Origin of the sequence: Faecalibacterium sp. An192, from assembly GCF_002160175.1 — a bacterium.
In the GTDB taxonomy this organism is placed as follows: Bacteria; Bacillota; Clostridia; order Oscillospirales; family Ruminococcaceae; genus Faecalibacterium.
This window is the reverse complement of the sequence record NZ_NFKB01000016.1, coordinates 43,530-58,205: the sequence shown is the minus strand read 5'-3', so window position 1 is coordinate 58,205 and position 14,676 is coordinate 43,530. Positions and strand designations below refer to the sequence as shown.

16 protein-coding genes are annotated in these 14,676 nt (G+C 61.2%); 10 read left to right on the top strand and 6 right to left on the bottom strand.

Translation table 11 applies throughout. From position 1 onward, the window contains the following. Nucleotides 1-297, top strand: a 297-nt coding sequence (locus tag B5F27_RS16975) for a hypothetical protein (RefSeq protein WP_206422995.1), incomplete at its 5' end; no start/stop codon positions are given. A gap of 69 nt (nucleotides 298-366) precedes the next feature. On the opposite strand, the gene B5F27_RS07070 is transcribed toward B5F27_RS16975, so the two are convergent. The 3 genes from B5F27_RS07070 to B5F27_RS07060 all read right to left on the bottom strand — a co-directional run bounded on the left by B5F27_RS07070 (nucleotide 367) and on the right by B5F27_RS07060 (nucleotide 2,882). Next, nucleotides 367-1,317 (bottom strand): L-lactate dehydrogenase, encoded by a 951-nt coding sequence (locus B5F27_RS07070; RefSeq protein ID WP_087246217.1) that lies wholly within the window; start codon nucleotides 1,315-1,317, stop codon nucleotides 367-369. Between the two features lie 42 nt (nucleotides 1,318-1,359). Continuing rightward, nucleotides 1,360-2,067 (bottom strand): 4Fe-4S binding protein, encoded by a 708-nt coding sequence (locus B5F27_RS07065; RefSeq protein ID WP_087365781.1) that lies wholly within the window; start codon nucleotides 2,065-2,067, stop codon nucleotides 1,360-1,362. 209 nt (nucleotides 2,068-2,276) lie between these two features. Beyond that, the gene (locus B5F27_RS07060; RefSeq protein WP_087365778.1) at nucleotides 2,277-2,882 is read right to left on the bottom strand and encodes a hypothetical protein; all 606 of its coding nucleotides are present in this window, start codon (nucleotides 2,880-2,882) and stop codon (nucleotides 2,277-2,279) included. A 317-nt stretch (nucleotides 2,883-3,199) separates the two neighbouring features. Here B5F27_RS07060 and B5F27_RS07055 point away from each other — a divergent pair, with 317 nt between their 5' ends. Next, nucleotides 3,200-5,248, top strand: coding sequence for an FAD-binding protein (locus B5F27_RS07055; RefSeq protein WP_087365775.1), 2,049 nt, complete (start codon nucleotides 3,200-3,202; stop codon nucleotides 5,246-5,248). Between the two features lie 97 nt (nucleotides 5,249-5,345). Here the strand turns inward: B5F27_RS07055 and B5F27_RS07050 are convergent, their stop codons facing one another. From B5F27_RS07050 to proC, 3 genes are read right to left on the bottom strand one after another with little or no spacing between them, the layout of a single operon-like run. Next, nucleotides 5,346-6,608 carry a glutamate-5-semialdehyde dehydrogenase gene (locus B5F27_RS07050; RefSeq protein ID WP_087365772.1) on the bottom strand — a complete coding sequence of 421 codons (1,263 nt, stop codon included), beginning with the start codon at nucleotides 6,606-6,608 and terminating at the stop codon, nucleotides 5,346-5,348. Between the two features lie 15 nt (nucleotides 6,609-6,623). After that, nucleotides 6,624-7,406: a glutamate 5-kinase gene (gene proB, locus B5F27_RS07045; protein ID WP_087246222.1), complete on the bottom strand. Its 783-nt coding sequence runs from the start codon at nucleotides 7,404-7,406 to the stop codon at nucleotides 6,624-6,626. Between the two features lie 4 nt (nucleotides 7,407-7,410). Continuing rightward, complete coding sequence (proC, locus tag B5F27_RS07040; protein ID WP_087246223.1) at nucleotides 7,411-8,211, bottom strand: pyrroline-5-carboxylate reductase; 801 nt, start codon at nucleotides 8,209-8,211, stop codon at nucleotides 7,411-7,413. Between the two features lie 390 nt (nucleotides 8,212-8,601). Between proC and B5F27_RS07035 the strand changes: the two genes are divergently transcribed. The 8 genes from B5F27_RS07035 to B5F27_RS07000 all read left to right on the top strand — a co-directional run bounded on the left by B5F27_RS07035 (nucleotide 8,602) and on the right by B5F27_RS07000 (nucleotide 14,676). Beyond that, nucleotides 8,602-9,174, top strand: coding sequence for a hypothetical protein (locus B5F27_RS07035; protein WP_087365768.1), 573 nt, complete (start codon nucleotides 8,602-8,604; stop codon nucleotides 9,172-9,174). A gap of 338 nt (nucleotides 9,175-9,512) precedes the next feature. Then, entirely contained in the window at nucleotides 9,513-10,106 is a 594-nt protein-coding gene (locus B5F27_RS07030) for a hypothetical protein (RefSeq protein WP_087365765.1), read from the top strand. A 406-nt stretch (nucleotides 10,107-10,512) separates the two neighbouring features. After that, nucleotides 10,513-11,115 (top strand): hypothetical protein, encoded by a 603-nt coding sequence (locus B5F27_RS07025; protein ID WP_087365761.1) that lies wholly within the window; start codon nucleotides 10,513-10,515, stop codon nucleotides 11,113-11,115. Nucleotides 11,116-11,475: 360 nt separating this feature from the next. Beyond that, nucleotides 11,476-12,435, top strand: coding sequence for a phospho-N-acetylmuramoyl-pentapeptide-transferase (locus B5F27_RS07020; protein ID WP_087365758.1), 960 nt, complete (start codon nucleotides 11,476-11,478; stop codon nucleotides 12,433-12,435). A 468-nt stretch (nucleotides 12,436-12,903) separates the two neighbouring features. Continuing rightward, the gene (locus B5F27_RS07015) at nucleotides 12,904-13,230 is read left to right on the top strand and encodes a DUF6442 family protein (protein ID WP_087246228.1); all 327 of its coding nucleotides are present in this window, start codon (nucleotides 12,904-12,906) and stop codon (nucleotides 13,228-13,230) included. A gap of 12 nt (nucleotides 13,231-13,242) precedes the next feature. Then, nucleotides 13,243-13,455, top strand: a complete 213-nt coding sequence (locus B5F27_RS07010; protein WP_087246229.1) for a helix-turn-helix transcriptional regulator — start codon at nucleotides 13,243-13,245, stop codon at nucleotides 13,453-13,455. A 31-nt stretch (nucleotides 13,456-13,486) separates the two neighbouring features. Then, nucleotides 13,487-14,062, top strand: a complete 576-nt coding sequence (locus tag B5F27_RS07005; RefSeq protein ID WP_087365755.1) for a 5-formyltetrahydrofolate cyclo-ligase — start codon at nucleotides 13,487-13,489, stop codon at nucleotides 14,060-14,062. Then, the gene (locus B5F27_RS07000; RefSeq protein ID WP_087365752.1) at nucleotides 14,053-14,676 is read left to right on the top strand and encodes a cyclodeaminase/cyclohydrolase family protein; all 624 of its coding nucleotides are present in this window, start codon (nucleotides 14,053-14,055) and stop codon (nucleotides 14,674-14,676) included. Before B5F27_RS07005 ends, B5F27_RS07000 begins: the two co-directional genes overlap by 10 nt.

The window sequence follows — 14,676 nt, the reverse complement described above, 5'->3', positions numbered from 1 at the left end:
AGACTGGCCTGGCTCCGCTCTCGCTTCGCCAGGCCAGTCTTTGATTCGCTTGTTCTACCCCTTGCAGGCCTCTTTTTTGTACTGTCCGCACAATATGGGGCGGTTCACAATGCCTCTTTCTCTACGACAAAAGACATCCTCGGAGTTGGTCTAGCCCGCATTACCGGTAACAATCCAACTGGAAAGTCTGCCACAGTGCAGACTTTAATTATCGTCTATAAAATACCATGCAGACAGCCGAATGTCAACAGAAACAGGCGTTGTATAGAACGTTTCGTCAGGTTGATGAAATTTTAACGGGTTCCTTTGGGCATTTCTGCTCGATGCGTGGGGTCACCTGTCCATATTGGACGGACAGGCGGCGGATCAGAGGTCCTGTTCGGCCAGGACGTCCTTCAAAGTCTGGGCCGAGGCCCGCAGAGCGGCGATTTCCTCCTCGCTGAGGGCGATGGGGACGATGGTCTCGACGCCGTCCTTGCCCACCACGGCGGGCAGGCTCAGGGCCACCCCGTCGATGCCATAGCTGCCGTGCTGCACCGACGACACCGGCAGGATGGACTTCTCATCCCGGACGATGGCCTCGCAGACCCGGCGCACCGACATGGCGATGCCGTAGTAGGTGGCGCTTTTCTTCTCGATGATCTCGTAGGCGCTGTTCTTGACCCCGGCGGCCAGGGCTTCCATGGCGGCGTCGTGGTCAAAGTAGCCCCGCATCTCGCAGAAGTTGTGGAGGGGCAGGCCCGACACGTTGGCGCTGCTCCAGGCCACAATTTCGCTGTCGCCGTGCTCGCCCAGAATGAAGGCGTGGACGGCCCGGCTGTCCACCTGCAGGTGTTCTCCCAGCAGGTACTTCAGGCGGGCGGTGTCCAGAACGGTGCCGGTGCCGAAGACCCGGTTTTCGGGGAAGCCGCTGAGCTTGGCGGCGGCATAGGTCAGAATATCCACCGGGTTGGCCACAATCAGCAGGATGGCGTCCCGGTTGTACTGGGTGATGGAGGGGATGATGGACCGGAAGATGGAGATGTTTTTCTTCACCAGGTCCAGCCGGGTTTCGCCCGGCTTCTGGCCGGCCCCAGCGGTGATGACGATCAGGGATGCGTCGGCCAGGTCGGGGTAGTCGCCGGCGTAAATCTTCATGGGCTTGGCGAAGGGCAGGCCGTGGCTGATGTCCAGGGCTTCGCCCTCGGCCCGGGCGTGGTTGGCGTCGATCAGGACCATCTCGGAGAACAGGCCGCTCTGCATCAGGGCGAAGGCCGAGGCCGACCCCACAAAGCCGCAGCCGATGACGGCCAGTTTTCGTGTGTTCAGATTGCGCATAGAGTACCTCCTTTGGTGTTTGGGTTTACTTTGTGTAGAAAATCAGTCTAAAATACGTCCGTCACGGGAAAGAGTCACCACCTGCCAGGGGATGAACTTGCCGCTGGCCTGGAGCGCACGCTGGGCGGCGGACTGGAGCCCGCCGCAGCAGGGCACCTCCATCCGGACGATGGTGACGCTCTGGATGTCGTTGAGGCGGAGAATGTCGGTGAGCTTTTCGGCGTAGTCCACCCCGTCCAGCTTGGGGCAGCCGATGAGGGTCACCTTGCCCCGCATGAAATCATCGTGGAAGGATGCGTAGGCGTAGGCGGCGCAGTCGGCGGCGATCAGCAGCTTGGCCCCCTGGAAGAAGGGCGCCTGCACCGGGGTCAGCTTGATCTGGACCGGCCACTGGCCCAGCCGGGACACCGGCTTGCCGGCGGGAACCGCGGCAGGGGCCTCGGGGGCCTGGGCAGCCTGGAACTGGACGGCCCGGGAACCGGGACAGCCTCCCGCGTGGTGGGGGGCCTGCTGCTGGGCTTTGGCACGCTGGACGGCGGCCTCGTCGTAGGCGGGGGCCTCCCGCTGTTCAAAGGTGATGGCTCCGGTGGGACAACCGGGCAGGCAGTCCCCCAGACCGTCGCAGAAGTGCTCCCGCACCAGCTTGGCCTTGCCGTTCACCATCTCGATGGCGCCCTCGTGGCAGGCGGTGGCGCACAGGCCGCAGCCGTTGCATTTTTCCTGATCTATATGAATGATCTGTCGAATCATGGGGAAATCCTCCTTGGATGTGTTGGGGTTCTGAGGTGATTATAGTACAATGCGGGGAAAATGTATGTTGCTTTTACAACAAAAAGCGGAACGCAGCCCCAAAAACATGGATAAGCTGGGTGAAATCGCCCTGTTCCGCGGGGAATGGAGTGAGGCGGGGCTTTCCACGCAAAAGGCGCCGTCCTGTGGAAAAGACGGCGCCTCGGGGCTCAGGTGTGGAGGATCACCTCACAGCGGTCCTCCAGATTCGATGACAAAATGTATTTTTCTTCCAAAGGTATCCATTTTGTACGGAAATTCTCCAGGTTGACCCCCGGTCTCTGGGCAATGCGGGCCAGCCGGGTCTCCAGATCGGCGGTGACAAAGACGTGGAGGTCGTAGCAGGCCCACAGGTCGGGGTGGCAGCTGTAGGAGCCCTCCGCCAGAATGACCGGCTTCCAGGGGACGGCCACCGGGGGCTTCAGCTGGCCGGTGTGGCAGTCGTAGGGACGGTAGAGGGCGTCCCGGCGGTCCAGCAGGGGGGACAGGGCCTCAGTGAAAAACCGCTCCCGGTCAAAGTTGCCTCCCGGCTGGGCCATCCGCTGGGGCGTGCGCTGTTCGGGCCGGAGGAAAAAGTCGTCGGCGTGGAGGACGGTGCAGTCCAGCCGCTGGGCCAGCAGGGCGGCTACAGTGGTTTTGCCACTGCCGCACCGGCCGTCGATGGCCACCACGGCGCGGCCCTGCCGGGATAGAAGTTCCTCCACCCGCGCCGCAAGGGCGTCCAGCCCGGCGGGGGGAGAGGGGAGATGAGAAGTTTCCTGTGCGTTATGAATCATAGATGATTTCCTTTTCGTACATCAGTGGAGGCGAAAGGTTCTACCTTATTATATAGAAGATTCTGCGGAACGCAAGATGGGACCAGAAATCTGAAATGGTATCTGAAATTCGGTGCAAAAGGAAACACTTTGGGCCGATTTTTTCGTATAAAGCGGATAGACAATCACGTCGCTATGTGATACCCTAATATAGGATCAAATGATTGTGCCCCCAGGAGAGAAGGCCTGGGGGCGACGTTTGGCAGGGGCCGGCTGACGTGCACCGGGCGGCCCCATGGAAGTGTACACACCCAAGAAGAGAAAGGAACGGATTCAGAATGAAGAAGATTTCCCGCAAAGGTTTTCTGAAGATCGCCGCCGCTGCTGCCATGAGCAGCGTGACCGCCGGCGCCCTGGCCGCCTGTGAGTCGGCCGGTTCGGCTGTCTCGGGGGCTGCTTCGGGCTCGGGTTCGGTGGCAGCAGGGGCTACCTACATTCCCGGCACCTATGAGGGCACCGCCCAGGGCATTTCCTCCACCGTCAAGGTCACCATGACCTTCAGCGAAAGCGCTGTCACCGACGTGGTGGTGGATACCTCGGGTGAGACGGCTTCCTATGGCGCTGCCGCTGCCGAGGAGCTGAAAGAGCAGCTGCTGGCCGCCGGCTCGGCTGAAATCGACGGCGTGTCGGGCTCCACCATCACTTCGGATGCCGTCATGAAGGCAGCTCAGAGCTGCTTTGCCCAGGCTAAGGGTGAGGCGGTTGTGACCTCGGTCCAGCTGCCCTCCGGCGATGAGAACGACTGGCTGGGCACCGAGCCCGATATCGATGAGGCTGCCATCACCGATACCTGGGACACCGATATTGTCATCGTGGGCGCTGGCAACGGCGGTATGGCCGCTGCTGCCTTTGCCGCACAGAACGGCCTGAATTTCCGTATCATTGAGCAGAATGCTGCCGTTCAGGATACCCGTCACTGGTACGGAGCCATCGACACCGCCGCCGCCAAGGCCGCTGGCGCCGAGCCCTGCGACCGCGCCAAGCTGCTGAGCGAGATTTCCCGCTATGCCTCCGGCAAGTGCGACCAGCGCGTGGTCAAGACCTGGATCGATGAGTCTGCCGCCATGCACGACTTTGTGGCTGGTATTCTGGAGGGCGAGTACGGCTGGACCTGTGAGTTCACCTCTGGCACCGAGGCAACATGGCCCGCCGAGAACGCCGATCACAACACCGATTATCTTTACCCCGTCCAGGAGCACAACTACATGGCTTCTGAGTCCGCTTCTGGTATGCAGCGCAACCAGGCATTCCAGGATTATATTGAGAAGCGTGGCTACTCCATCGACTTCAACACCGCCCTGGCCAAGCTGGAGAAGAACAGCGACGGCCGCATCACCGGCATCATCGCCCAGAGCAACGAGGACGGCCACTTCATCCGCATCAATGCGGCCAAGGGCGTCCTGCTGGCCTGCGGCGGCTACCCCGGCAACCCCTACATGATGGAGCAGCTGGACCCTCTGGGCACCAGCGTCACCACCGCCTGCTCCTATTCGCCGGCTGACCGCGGCTACGGCATCCGCGCCGCCGTCTGGGCCGGCGCCAACCTGGACAAGGAGTCTGCTCCCATGCTGTTCGACCGCGGCGTGGTGCCTCCGGGACAGGACGCCGGCTACATCGACAGCCCCAGCGCCTTTGGCGGCAAGGCTTTCCCCGGCCCCATCAAGCAGTATAACCCCGGCACTCAGCCCTTCCTGAAGGTCAACCGCCACGGCGAGCGCTTTGCCAACGAGAGCAGCCCCTACAACGACATCGTCTACGCTGCCGCCCATCAGCCGGGCCGCGTCTACGCCCAGATCCATGACGACAACTGGTACGAGGACGTGCAGCGTTTCCATACCATCGGCTGCTCGGCCCAGACCCGCAACGGCGGTCCGGACTACGTGCTGCCCAAGATGGAGGAGGCTGAGGCCGCAGGCTGCTTCTTCCGCGCCGACACCCTGGAGGAGCTGGCCGACAAGCTGGGCTTCACCGGCGCCGACAAGGACACCTTCCTGGCCACCGTTGAGCGTTACAATGAGCTGTACGATCAGCAGAAGGACGACGATTTCGGCAAGCCGGCCTACCGTCTGAGCGCCATCCGCAAGGCTCCCTTCTATGGCTGCTGGCTGGGCGCTTCGCTGCTGACCACCGAGCAGGGCATCGCCATCAACGAAAAGGGCCAGGCTCTGGACACCAACAACGAGCCCATGGAGGGCCTGTACATCACCGGCGATATGTCCGGCAGCTTCTTTGCCAACAACTACCCCTGCCTGATGGCAGGCGTGGCCATGGGCCGCACCCTGACCTTCGCCCTGAAGGCCATCAAGGAGATGGGCGGTCTGGAGTAAAAACCGGCCGGGCATCCCCTGATCCCCCATAGAACCGAAAAAGAGCCGTGGAGCTTTGCCGCTCCACGGCTCTTTTGTTTGCGCTGAAGGCGGGCGGTCAGCGAATCTGACCGTTGCCGCGGATGATGTACTTGTAGGTGCACAGCTCGGCCAGGCCCATGGGACCTCGGGCATGGAGCTTCTGGGTGGAAATACCCATTTCGCAGCCCAGGCCGAACTCGCCGCCGTCGGTGAAGCGGGTGGAACAGTTGACGTACACCGCCGCGCTGTCCACCGCTGCGGTGAACAGGTCGATGTGTTCCTGGGTCTGGCTCAGGATGGCCTCGCTGTGGCCGGTGGAGTGCTCGGCAATGTGGCCGATGGCCTGCTGCACGTCCTCCACAACCCCCACCGCCAGGATGTAGTCCAGGAACTCGGTGTCAAAGTCCTGGGGCCCGGCGGGGGTGCCGGGGATGATGGCCGCGGCCTTCTGGTCCAACCGCAGCTCCACCGGATGAAGGCCGCGGGCCTCCCGGTCGGGGCCCAGACGCTGGGCCAGCCTGGGCAGGAAGGCCCCGGCGATGTCTTTGTGAACCAGGCAGACCTCCTCGGCGTTGCAGACGCTGGGACGGCTGGCCTTGGCGTTTTCGATGATGTCCAGTGCCTTGTCCTGATCGGCGGTGTCGTCCACATAGATGTGGCAGATGCCGGTGCCGGTCTGGATGCAGGGAACCTTGGCGTTTTCCACGCAGGCCCGGATCAGGCCCGCACCGCCCCGAGGGATCAGCAGATCCACATAGCCCACGGCGGTCATCAGGGCGTTGGCGGAGGCGTGGGTGGTGTCCTCAATCAGGCTGACGGCAGCAGCCGGCAGACCGGCGGCCGTCACTCCCTGGCGCAGGGCGTCCACAATGGCCTTGCTGGAGCGCCATGCCTCTTTGCCGCAGCGCAGAACACAGGCGTTGCCGCTCTTGAGGGCCAGGGCCGCCGCGTCACTGGTGACGTTGGGGCGGCTCTCGTAAATGATGGCCACCACGCCCATGGGGACGGCGGTCTTTTCGATCACCAGGCCGTTGGGCCGCTCGATGCGGCGCAGCACGGCGCTCACCGGGTCGGGCAGGGCCGCCACGTCCCGGATGCCCTGGGCCATGCCGTCCAGACGCTGTTCGTTCAGGGCAAGACGGTCCAGCATTACCTCCGAGATCCGCCCCCGGGCGGCCTCGATGTCGGCGGCGTTGGCGGCCAGAATGGCGGCCCGGTTGGCCGGGTTGTCCAGGGCGCCGGCCATCCCCATCAGGGCATGGTTCCGCTGCTGGGTGTCGGCCAGGGCCAGAGCGCCTTTCGCGTCACGGGCGGCGGTGAGAATCTCCTGTGTGGTCATGGGTCAGCCTCCTTTTTATTTGTTGGCCCGGGGCCGCGCTGCAAACCGGGTGCCGGCGGCTTCGCCCTCGGCAATCCTGTACAGCAGCTCGGGATGGGCTCCGTTGGCAATCACCATTTCCACCCCGTCGGCGGTGACCATCCGGGCGGCACGCAGCTTGGTGGCCATGCCGCCGGTGCCCAGGGCCGAACCGGCCCCGTCCGACAGGCTCATGATGTCCTCGGTGACGTTCTCCACCAGGGGGATCAGCTGGGCGTCGGGGTGGGTGCGGGGGTTGGCGGTGTACAGCCCGTCAATGTCGCTGAGCAGCACCAGCAGGTCCGCCCGGGCACAGCAGGCCACAATGGCCGCCAGGGTGTCGTTGTCGCCGATGGAGGAAATCTCCATGGTGGACACGGTGTCGTTTTCGTTGATGATGGGCAGCGCGCCCAGCTCCAGCAGGCGGTAGAGGGTGTTTTCGAAGTTCTGGCGGCGCTCGGTGTGCTCCACGTCCACGCCCGTCAGCAGAATCTGGGCTACGGTGTGGTTGTACTCGGCAAACAGCCGGTCATAGGTGTACATCAGCTCGCACTGGCCCACCGCCGCACAGGCCTGCTTGCCTGCCATGTCGGCGGGACGGCTGGGCAGGGACAGCTTGCCCACGCCCATGCCGATGGCGCCCGAGGAAACCAGAATCATCTCGTGGCCGGCGTTTTTCAGGTCGCTCAGGACCTTCACCAGCTCCTCGGTGCGGCGGATGTTCAGATGGCCGGTGGGATAGGTGAGGGTAGAGGTGCCGACCTTGACGACAATTCGCATGGCATCAGCCCTCCCGCAGCTTGATGGTCTTTTCATAGGCGGCGATGACCGCGTCGGTCACCGCCCCGCGGAAGCCCCGCTCCTCCAGCACCCGGACACCCTGAATGGTGGTGCCGCCGGGGCTGCAGACCGAGTCCTTCAGGACGCCGGGATGGCTGCCGGTGTCCAGCATCATCTTGGCGCTGCCCAGCAGCATCTGGGCGGCGTACTGCAGCGCCTTGGCCCGGGGCATTCCGCAGGCCACGCCGCCGTCCGCCAGGGCCTCAATGAACTGATACGCCCAGGCCGGGCCGCAGCCCGACACGCAGCAGGCGGCGTCCATCAGGTTTTCGGGCAGATTGTCCAGCATGCCGGCCCCTGCCATCAGCTGGCAGAAGGCTTCTTCCTCGCCGTCCTCCAGGCCCAGGGTGCAATAGGGAATCATCCCGGCGCCGGCCCCCGAGGGAATGTTGGGGTTGATCCGCACCACCGGGTAGTCGCCCCCGGCCATCTGGCGGATCTGCACCATGGTCAGGCCCGCCGCCATGGTGCACAGGATAAACCGCTCTTTGCGGCCCGCCAGCACCGGCTGCAGCTGGGCCAGCATGTCGGCCATCATCTGGGGTTTCACGCCCAGGAATACCACATCGCACAGGGCGGCGTCCTGGTTGGAGCCGGTGCGGCAGCCCAGCTCAGCCGCCAGGGCCTCGGCCTTGGCGGGGGTGCGGTTTGCCAAAACAACATTGCCCGGCTCCACCGTGCGGCAGATCGCCCGGGCCAGGGCTCCGCCCATGTTTCCGCAGCCAATAAAACCAATCGTTTTCATCCGGATTTCCTCCTTTACTTCCGATGGGACAGGATATGACGCGCCCGGCCCTGTCCGTTTGGCCGGGGTTCGCCCCGGGTGCCAGAGCCGCAGGCCTGCCGGATTCACAGGCGGACGCGGCGCCGGGGCGCGGTGTCCGGCGGCGTGCGTCACCCCTCGATGCGACCCGCCAGACCGCGGCATCTCAGGGGAAAACTCCCGCCCCGCGGCCGGCGCGCCTCTGCAGCCTGCCGCACGGCGGCACGCTGAAAATGCTGCTTCCATATTACCCGGAATGGCCCGCAAAATCAAGTCCTCTATACGGACGGTTGACAAAACCTGCCTGCGCGGTGTACAATAAAAACACAATGGGCTTGTGTGCCGACATGAGCCGGGAAGGGGGTATGCGCGTTGCGCAAGATGAAGCACGGACTGGTCCTGCTGCTGGCAGTGCTGGCTCTTTTGGTGTTGAGCGGCTGTTCGCAGCCCAAACAGGTTGGGACGCGCAGCATGGCCGGCGTGGCGGATCTGATCGCCAGTACGTCCGCCCAGACGGTGGTCACCAACGACGCCCCGCTGGACAGCGGCACCGCCGCTGCCGCCACCCATATGCTCAAGAGCCGCAGCGCCCCCGGCACCGGGGAGGACAACGGCATTCTGGCGGATGCGATGCGGGAAGCCTCCGACACCAGCCGCTACAATGCCCTCAGCGCCCCCACCGAGAGCGGCGTGACCCGGATGTCCCGGCTGTTCATCTATCCCGGCGACTGGAGCGAGGACGAAGTGGCCCGGGCCATCGTGGATGAAATCGACGAGATGGCCGCCGAACTGCCCTGCACCTCCCGCCAGGTGGTGATCGACAGTTATTTCACCTATACATATACCTATTCGGTCAGCGTGCGCCAGGCGTTCAGCGATCAGGCGTCGGCCTGGGTGGTGGGAATCGGCATCAACCAGACCGTAAAAGAGGAACATAAAACCTGATTTACGATAAAAATTTACAATAAAAAAGCAGTAAAAATATTTGAGTTTTGGGTGAAATATCATCCCACCAAAGTTGGGAAACAGAACCCCAACTTTGAAAACAAAAGCTCGAATGCCCACAAGCGCACCTGCCGAAAGGCAAGGGCGCTTGTTTTTATTAAATGTAAATTTTTTTAGAAGAACTCTTGGCGAAAAATGGTACGATTGACAAATCGCGGAAGTTGTACTATTATATGACTAGACGGGGTAGGGGCCGTCCTTATCCCGCAAAGGTCCAAGACTCGAAACAGGTAACCCCAGGCAAAATTTTACTTCTCTAATAAGGAGGTAAAGGTCCAATGAAACTCAAGCGCATTCTTTCCCTGGCGCTGTCCGGCGTCCTGGCAGTCAGCATGCTGACTGCTTGCGGTGGCGGCAGCAGCATCAGCAGTCTCCTTGACAATCGTACCTCTACTGTTCGCAGTGCCCTGAATGGTGCTCAGGAAATGGTGAGCTACAAGAGCAACGACAAGGAACTGGATGATGCGATTTCCAAAGTTGCAGGAACTCTGACCCCGGCTCAGGTCACCAACGGTATTGCAGACAGCAGTGTCAGCACCACCGTTCGCCAGCTGACTGGCTATGGTGATATGGGTCTTGGCGGCGCATGGAAAGCTCAGACCACGGTTGGCAGCGAGACCTTCGTGAAGGTCTTTGTCTACAACGTGGAGAACGAGGCTTTTGACACGGCCAGCGAAGTGGCAAGCAATATTGCCGAGCAGCTGAAAGTCATGGACCTCAAGAGCGAAGATGCGACCAAGGGTACGGACGTCACCAACTCTTACAAGGGCAACGTGGTTGCCTACGAAAAGACCATCGGCGAAGGCGATTCTGCTTTTGACGCATGGGTGGTTGGCGTTTCCATCACGCAGACTGTTACTGCTGACAAGTGATCCTCAATGACCCTATTTCCTTTTCGTGAGGAGAAAGCCCCTGACGGTGCGACGTTGGGGGCTTTTTAGTGTCAAAGAGACAGAGAAAGTCTCTTTTGTTTCATAGCCTAAACAAAAATCCACTGTATGGACAAACCGTGCAGTGGATTTTTGTTTTTGCTCCATCGCACTTATTTTGCGTCCCAAAAATGCGAAACGATGGAAGATTCTGGGTGAAAGACCAAAATTTATCAACGTATTTACGTTGTATAAATGTTATATTTCCCATTTTTCTCACCTTTTGCCAGTTCTGCCTTGACAAAGGAAACTCTGTTGTGTTAAACTATGCTCAAGGAACGGGGATGGTGACCTGTTCCCCAAATGTTTTGGTGCGAGTTACAAACAACAACAAGGAGGAAATTTCCAAATGAAACTGAATAAGGTTCTGGCTCTGGCTCTGTCCGGCATTATGGCCGTCAGCATGCTGGCTGGCTGCTCGACTGGCAACAAGGACGACAACAAGGACGAGCAGGTTCCTGTTGCTGACACTTCTATTGCTGGCATTCTGAACGATGAGCTGAAGGATGAGAAGATTGATGCTGTTTCTTTCCAGTATAGCACCGATCTGCAGGATGCTGTTGAGCAGGTTCTGCGCGTTAATGGTGGCCTGAAGAAAACTACTCAGGGCAACGATATCAGCGATGACATCGTTACCTATCAGGAGTACAGCCGTGAGGTCTTTGGGTCTCTGGGTAGCAAGGCTAGCAGCCCGGTCGTTGGCACTAAGGTTGCTGTGAGCACTCAGGTCAATGCTAGTGGTAAGACTGCCGAAGCAGTGAAGAAGGAAATGGCTCAGGCTATTGCTGATCTGGTTAAGGGTCTGGAGACTGAGAAAGAGGTTGGCAACCTGAAGTACACCTACACCTATACTGGTGAAGTTGCTATGGTTACTGCCGAGGATAATGATATGCCTGTCTACCTCGTCACCGCAGTTGTCACTTGCAAGACTTCTGCTCCTGTCGAGAAGTAATTTTATAACTAGCTAGGCTATCGTAACTCGTTTACACACTGATTATCGTATGATACAGTCCGTGCGGGGCGCGTGCAGCTGTCGTACCTTTCTACGAGGTGACCGCATAACCGCACAATATACGAAGCGCTTCGTATAGCACCAAAGGTTTATTACAAATTATTTGTAGTTTGCCGCACCAAAAAAGAACCAGCTGGGTGTGCAGACCCAGTTTTCCGGGGGCGGGCCGCAAGGCCCGCCCCCTTTTTGGTTTGCAGGGGAGGCCGGCTGCCAGCTTGTGATTGATTTTTCGGGCCGGACATGGTACACTTCCTCTGTAGAGAGTACAAGGAATGCAAAAACAGAAATGAGGAAGCTATCATGGTTACAATATTGTTGTCCACCATTGGCCAGCGGGGTGTGGATGCGCTGGCGTTTGTGCTGGCGTTTGTCCTGACGGCCCTGCTGACCAGTCTGTTCCGCAGCCGGCTGCCCCAGGACCATGGCCGCGCGTTTGCGGTGGATGGCGCGCTGTCCAAGGGCAAGGCCCGGGGCGCGGGATTGATTTTTGTGCTGTGCATCGTGCTGGTGGCCCTGGCGTTTATGCCGTTCCACCTGGAAACGGTCATTTATATGGTCCTGCTCATTGCTTCCATGCTGTCGGGGTATCTGGACGATGCCTCGGACACCGCGTGGAACGAGTACAAAAAAGGCCTGATCGATTTTGTGATTGCGGCGGTGGCCGGCGTCACCTATCTCAACTTCAACGGCTGCGGAGTCCGGTTTTTGAGCTGGTATTTTGTGCTGCCGTACCCGGTGTACCTGCTGCTCATCATTATCCTGATCTGGGCCAGCATCAATGTGGTGAACTGCACCGACGGCGTGGACGGCCTGTCCGCCAGCCTGGCGGTGGTGAGCATGGGCACTTTTGCCATGCTGTACGGCGAGTATCTGGGCAGCTACGTCACCGCCACGGTGGTGTTTGTGGGCGCTCTGCTGGCCTATCTGTGGTCCAACGCCAAGCCCTCCACCGTCCTGATGGGCGACGCGGGCAGCCGCGCCATGGGATTTTTCCTGGCGGTTCTGGCCCTCAAGTCGGGACATCCCTTTGCCTTCCTGCTGGCGGCGATGGTGTTTATCCTGGACGGCAGCCTGGGCATCATTAAAATCAGCCTCAAGCGTTTCCTGCACATCAGCGTGCTGAAAAACACCCTGACCCCCCTCCACGACCACGCCCGCAAGCGGCTGGGCTGGAGCGACGAACAGGTGGTCATCCGGTGGGTGATCGTCCAGTGCGTGGCGTCGGCGGTGCTGACGGTGCTGGCAGGCTTCGGCGCATAATGTTTTACGGCCCCGCTGGGAGAGCGTGTCGAAAAACGACACGCTTTAGGGGGAACCCATTTCTGCACGCATGCGCGTGGCAGAAATTCCTTGGTTGCGGTTCCCTGCTTTTGCGGCGGGCGTCGCGGCGCCCTTGCAAAAGACAGACCGCGGCACCTGCTCCGCTTCGCCTGTTTCTGCCGCAGGCAGAGGCTCAGCTCCGCAGTCCCTAATATCCCCCTGGGGACAAAATTTACCGCAGAACCGCGCACGCGGCCTTGCGGCCTCGCACACTCTCTGCGGCAAATTTCCCTGTAGGTGTCCCAGCCGTACGCACATGTCGTCCGGCCGGGACTTTTTGACAGTCTGACGGCCCCGCTGGGATAGGCGGGGCTGTTTTGTATCCCGCCCGGCGTGTTGACAAGTACACTTGTCTGTGTTATACTGAAAATGCAAACAAAACTTGTCAAACCCAAGGGAGGCGGTTCCATGAAAAAGGAAGAAATCCTGCGCAGAGCCCGGCAGGAGGGCGACGGCGAATATGAGGAGCGAATCCAGGGCCAGATCATGACCCGCAGCGCCCTGGTTGTGGTGGGGCTGTGCGCGGCCTTCTGGCTGGTGCGGGCGGGCCGCGCCTGGGCTGCAGGCGAGGCGCTGGCCCAGGTGTGGGACTATCCGGCCATTGCCACGGGATATGCGGCCTTTGTCCATCTGTGGATGTACAAGCGGCTGGACCAGCGGGTCAACCTGGTGAGCGGGCTGTGCTGCCTGCTGGCGTTTGTGATCTTTTCGGTGCAGTTTTGGCTGCACCTGTGAGGGAGGCGGCGTATGAATTCGGAACTGGTTTTGAAAAACCGGCTCAAAGAGGCGCGGGCGGCGGCGGGGCTGTCCCAGGCGCAGCTGGCGGCGATGGTGGGCGTCTCACGCAACACCATCAGCTCGATTGAGACGGGGCAGTTTAACCCCACTGCCAAGCTGGCGCTGATTCTGTGCATCGCGCTGGACAAAAAGTTTGAGGAGCTGTTTTATTTCGAGGACTGAGGCCCGAAACAGCAAAGAGGAGGCGGAGCCAATGACCCTAGACGAGGCCAAGAAAGCCCAGCGCCAGCAGGGGATTGCGGCGCGGCGGGCGCTGGACCCCTCAACGCGGCAAGCCGCCGATACGGCCATCTGTGCCCGCATCGCGTCCCTGCCGGCCTGGCAGGCCGCAAAACGGGTGCTGGGGTATGCCGCTTTTGGCGGGGAGCCGGACCTGTCGGCCCTGCTGGAAGGCCCGGAAGGCCGCCTGCACGGGACAGCCTGGCCGGTGTGCGGCCCGGATTGCACCATGACCGCCGCCCGGCCCCATCCGGAAAAGGGCTGGGAGACGGGGGCGTATGGCATCCGTGCGCCGGTGCTGGAACGGGCGGAGATCTTCCCGCCCGAGACCCTGGACCTGGTTCTGGTGCCCTGTACCGCCTTTGACGAGGCCTGCCGGCGGGTGGGCATGGGCAAAGGCTACTATGACCGGTATCTTCCCCGGTGCACTGGCGCGGCGGTGTACGGGGTGGCCTATGAGGTACAAAAAGTGGAGGCGGCCGCCGCGGGGCCGCTGGACATCCGCCTGGATGGCGTCATCACCGAGAGGGGGATTTACAGATGGAAATGATGCACAAAAGCTGTGAGCAGTTTTTGGAGGAACTGGCCTCCAAAGCGGCGGTACCGGGGGGCGGCGGCGGGTCGGCCCTGGTGGGCGCCGTGGGAACCGCCCTGGGGAACATGGTGGGCTGCCTGACGGTGGGCAAAAAGAAATATGCCGCCGTGGAGCCGGACATCCTGGCCCTGAATGAGAAGGCCGCCGCCCTGCGGGCCCGACTGGAAGGGCTGGTGGAGGCAGACGCCGAGGCCTTTGCGCCCTTGGCCAAGGCCTATTCCATCCCCAAAGAGGACCCCGCCCGGGCCGAAATCATGGCGGCCGCCCTGGAAAAGGCCGCCGCTGTGCCCCTGGAAATCATGGAGTGCTGCTGCGAGGCCATCGCCCTGCTGGAAGAATACGAGGCCAAGGGCAGCGTGCTGGCGGTGTCGGATGCAGGCTGCGGGGCGGTGTTCTGCCGGGCAGCGCTGGAAGGCGCCGGGCTGAATGTCAGCGTCAACACCCGCCTGATGGCCGACCGGGCCCGGGCGGAAGAGCTGGACGCCCGTGTGGCGGCCCTGCTGAAGGAATATGTACCGCGGGCCGAGGCGGTTTACGCCAAGGTTTGCGCACGACTGGGAGGAAATTGA